The organism is Treponema sp. UBA7567 (assembly GCF_002476655.1).
Taxonomy (GTDB): Bacteria; Spirochaetota; Spirochaetia; order Treponematales; family Treponemataceae; genus Treponema_D.
Window position 1 is genome coordinate 1 of the sequence record NZ_DLLH01000033.1, and the last position, 4516, is coordinate 4516.

Annotated in this window: 4 protein-coding genes; 3 read left to right on the top strand and 1 reads right to left on the bottom strand. The window is 36.1% G+C overall.

Annotated elements, in window-relative coordinates; translation table 11 throughout:
* The 3 genes from B3Y13_RS04065 to B3Y13_RS04075 all read left to right on the top strand — a co-directional run.
* On the top strand, positions 1-475 hold a 475-nt coding region (locus tag B3Y13_RS04065), incomplete at its 5' end, for a hypothetical protein (RefSeq protein WP_296692833.1).
* A 25-nt stretch (positions 476-500) separates the two neighbouring features.
* Positions 501-1070 (top strand): hypothetical protein, encoded by a 570-nt coding sequence (locus B3Y13_RS04070; protein WP_296692835.1) that lies wholly within the window; start codon positions 501-503, stop codon positions 1068-1070.
* A 438-nt stretch (positions 1071-1508) separates the two neighbouring features.
* Positions 1509-2336, top strand: a complete 828-nt coding sequence (locus B3Y13_RS04075; protein ID WP_296692837.1) for a Rep family protein — start codon at positions 1509-1511, stop codon at positions 2334-2336.
* Between the two features lie 101 nt (positions 2337-2437).
* Here B3Y13_RS04075 and B3Y13_RS04080 read toward each other — a convergent pair whose 3' ends face one another.
* Entirely contained in the window at positions 2438-4441 is a 2004-nt protein-coding gene (locus tag B3Y13_RS04080) for an alpha-amylase/4-alpha-glucanotransferase domain-containing protein (protein ID WP_296022630.1), read from the bottom strand.
* Between the last annotated feature and the right edge of the window lie 75 nt (positions 4442-4516).

Genomic DNA, 4516 nt, shown 5'->3' on the forward strand with positions numbered 1-4516 from the left:
AGTTAAATCATCTGTAGACGAAGTTAAATCGGAAATGGTTTCAACAATCTATAACAAGATTGGAGCGGTTGAAAACTCTGTTGATAGTGTGGGGTCTGCTCTTGACAATATGTTTGATGATGATAGCGGTTATGTTATGCGGTCGCAAATGAGATTAGTTCTTGATAGATTGATAGATGAGGATGGTTCTAGCGTAGCTGAGGATGTAAACTACGTTTTGCAGACTATTAACTCTCGTTTTAGTTCTCGTTCTTCGAGTTTACAGTCTATTGGCGGAAATAAACGTTATTCTGCTGGCACTGTCTTTTATTTCGGAACAAACCGTTTTATTTCGTTGCGGTCTGACTGCATAACGGTTTCTGTCGGCTCGGAATTCCTTTTACTTGGCGATATGAGCGAATACAATAACGGCACGGTTAAGCGTCTTGACGGTGTTAAATTTGCGCAGTCTGACGTTACAAAAATTGTGGCTTGATGTATAATTTCGGGGAGGTGTTTTTATGAAAAAATTGTTTTTAATTTTGGCTTCCGTCCTCTTGTTGGGCGGTTGCTCTGTTGATGATGACACGTCCGCTAGCGGTGGCGGTGTGTCCAGTGGGGGTGATGATATGGCGATAACTACGTATCCAAATGTAGTAGAGGCTTCTCGGACTGTTGTCGAGGGCGGTTATTTGGTTGACTATGTTTTTTATGTGGACGATTTATTAAAAACTGCCAAAGAGGGAGTTTTGGAATTGATGTTTTTCATTGCGGATAAATTGGGGGTTAATCTTTCAAATGAGACTTCTGTTGAAAAACTTTCATATGAATTTTATAAAGTTTTTAATTTAAATTTTAAACTTGGTGGTAAAGAATCACTTTATGATTATAATAATTATGAATTTTATGAAACATCGCAAGAATATATTAAGTTTCATTTGGTGGGGGTAGGTGAGCAATCTAGTGTTCCTAGATTTTATTATAGTCAATATTCTAAAGAATTTGTTGTGGAATTTCTTACGGGAAGTCGTTTTTCAGGTGCTTGTTTTACAATCTTTGAGCCGTTTTCCAATCTTAAACTGTCGGAATAAAAAAAAACAAAAAATCGAGGCTTCAGCCTCGATTTCACGGGGGGGGGAATTGCTTGCGTAGCAAGCAAGGGGGGTGATAAGCCCCCCAAAGACTTAGATTTTGCCTATTTTGTCTAACAAATTGTCTTGTTGGATAAAATGGGCTTTTTTTTGGAGATAGAAAAAATGAAAAGACTTTATTATTACACATTTTGCGTTGAAAAATCAAGGAGCAGACGGAATTGTTACAAAATCTTGCATTGTCGGGCTTCGTGTCTGTTGGGGGCTTTTGTTTGGTTGCTGATGTCGTACGGTGTGCCAAGTCGGATAAAGTTTGTTGGTTGTGAGCCTTTGGCGGAAGATGTCAAGGTTTTTTGAAAAAAAACCGCCCATAATATATTACTACGACTATATATTATGGGCGGTGGTCAGTGGTCAAAAAAATGAAAAAAACAATTTATGTTTTTCAAAAAGATTATCGGACTTTTGAAAGTTACTGCAATGCGGTTGATGATATTTGCAGTAATTGTGAAAAAGAAAATTGTTGGTTGTATAAAATTCAAGTTTCTTTTAAGACTTGGAGAAAAAGCAAGGTTAAATATTTTGCCTGTGATAATTTTAGGGAGGTTAAAGAAAATGGAAAAAATAAATGGTACGGAAAAAATGGAGAGAGCACGCAATTGGACTTTGATTTTTTATCCTAGTGAGGGGAGGGCGGATTTTAGGGAGGTTTTGGAAAAACTTTGCGTCCCTTGTTGCGTCAGTCCGTTGCATACTCCGTCAGAGAAAAAAGAACATTATCATATTCTTCTTAGCGGTGATAAAAAAACTGAAAGTCAGATTTATAATGAAGTTTGTAAAAAATTGGGTGATGTTGTTGAGGTTGACGGGAAAGAAACGGTTAAGGGTGTTACAAAGCCTCAAAGGGTTGTGAATTTAAAATCGACTGTTCGGTATTTTTTACATTTGGATAATCCAAAAAAACAACAGTTTGAAAATAAAGTTTTGGAAGATTACGGGGGATTTGATAGTTCTAAATATTTGGTTTCCAAAGAAGATAAAGACGCAGAAAAGTATAATTCGATAAAAGATGTCATTAAGGTAATCAAAGAAAAAAAATTCAGTTCTATTTTGGAACTGTTGGACTATTTAGGCGGTGTCGATGACAGTCTTTTTCAAATATGTTGCGATAATGCGTATTTGTGTACGCAGTTAACGAATGTTAATAAATTTCAGAAAAAAAATTCAAAGACTACTTTACAGATTGTGAAAAATGCACTAGAATAATTTTTAGTTAAAAAAAAAAGTTACTTAGCATAATATGAATTCTGTCTACCAATATAAAATTTCAAACACTTTTTCAGAATACACGACCACACACTTTCCTCTTAATTTTTCTTTGTCCGGCGTTTTTTGGGAGTGATTATTGTGAAGTTTATTGTTTTTTCTATTTCCATTCCGCCGGCAAGATCAAATTCCCAGAAAAGTGAAGCCGTAAATGTATTTTCTGCAACTTGTGCCGTTTTTGAATTTAAATTTGGTCTTTTAAAAAGCAAAGGCTGGCAGCTTATTCCCGCTTCTTCGTTTGGTTCATAAACAAAAGAAATATTGCTTGACGTATCTGTAATCTGAACAAACGAAATGTCTCTTTTTACAACCGATTCATCAACTGTTTCGTAAGAAATTCCGTTACCGTCAGAAATCAAATCCAATTTGTATGAATTTTTATTGGCTTGAGAAAAATCTGTCTGGGCAAAATTTGATTCAACTACAAAATTCCCGCTAAAAGCAATCGGCCCTTCATTTTTTAAAATATATTGAACCATAAATCCATTGGAATTTATGAGATAACGCTTTCTTAGGCTGATTGGAATATCCAGATTTGAATATGTCCCTTCACCTTTTAGCTTTATTTCTTTTTTAGTTCCGTTAAATTCGGCTTCTCTAAAAAGTGTCTTTGAAAAAACTCCGCATCCAGCCGCCGAAAGACCTTTTTTATAATCAGAAAATTCTTCTTTGCTAAAAACATGTTCAACAAAAAGTCCGCGCTCATAGTTATCATTCACTTTGTCGAATTTCTCAATCCGGCTTAAATTGTCAGCGTAATTTTCAAGATTGTGAATTACGTTGAGTTCTGTAACTTGTCCGGCTCGTGCGCTAATGCAGGCTGTGTATTTATCCATTGAGCACAGATATTCGTTGTGCCCGTCCGCATTGTAGTCAAAAGATGTTACTGATTCCTTAAAAGGAACAGCTTCGCGAATGAATTTTTCTGCTTCCGTAAGATTTTTGTAAGCGGCTTGACGCATTCTTTTGTCAGGAAACACTCCTTCTGGAGAACACAAAAATGCCTCTCCTGTCTGCGCTTTCCAAAGCGATTTTCTGGCTGCCATTTTTCTAGCTTTGTCGCCATGACAGTTTGAAACAAGCAGTGAAATATAAAGCTCCCGGTTGTAAAGTGCGCGGCATCTTGGATATGTAATTAAAAAATTGTTTATAGAAACAGGAAGTTCCGATTTTTCTCCGGAAATTTCGTAAGGCTTTAACGCCCATTTTGCAACATCATCCCGAATGCCAATTCCTGTAAATGATGGAATAAATTCTTCTGCACGATGAATGTATTCTGTTGGAAGGCAAACTCTGACTTTTCCGGCAAATTCCCGACTTATCGACTTGTATAAATTTTCAATCCAGTTGCTTTTTAATAAAATTTCCGCGCTGTCAAATTCAAAATTTACAGAAATTACCCTTTCCTGTGCATAATAATTGTATTCATCATTCTTTGTCGAATTTTCAATTTTGTCTACGAGTTCTTTTAAATATTGCTCCGGTGAAATATTCTTTTTGATTACATTCTGCAAATTTCTGTAAACAGGCAGAACTTTTATTATTTTTCCCTGTTCGCCTAAAATTTGAGGAAGAAAATGCCGGCTTTTTTCGGGAAAAACTGAAAAATCAAGTTGAACCCATTCCATTCCGCAATTTTGAAAGCACGGAATAAGCGAGCGATCCCAAACAGAACTTAAAACAGAAATTCCGCGCGGACGTTTTCCTGTAATTCTTCTAAGTTCAACTGTCAAAAGTTCAATCTGCCCTGCTCTGTCGACCGGAGATAAAAGCGGAAAAACGGGATTGTAATAACCGCCTCCTAAAAGTTCAATTTGCTTTCTGGCAACGAGCTCATGCAGAATCTGAAGAAACTCTGGATGTTCTTTTTCAAACCATTCAAGCTGCAAACCTGTAAACGAAAATGAAAATTTTGCGGTTTGATTTTGATATAAAAATGCTATAAGTTTTTTGTAGATTTTTTGATATTGCTGTTCAAAGGTCAGAGAAGTTGAAAGAACTGTCGAATTTGCGGTCAACGACAGACATAAATTTAAGACTTTCACATCTCCTCCCATAAAAAGTCAAAATTAAAACTTCAGTTTTAGGATTAACTTTTCAAGTTGTTCCGCAACGAAGTG

Bases quoted from the DNA above. Each gene is read 5' to 3' on its own strand.
- B3Y13_RS04070 (WP_296692835.1), top strand. From the start codon at position 501: ATGAAAAAATTGTTTTTAATTTTGGCTTCCGTCCTCTTGTTGGGCGGT.
- B3Y13_RS04075 (WP_296692837.1), top strand. From the start codon at position 1,509: ATGTTTTTCAAAAAGATTATCGGACTTTTGAAAGTTACTGCAATGCGG.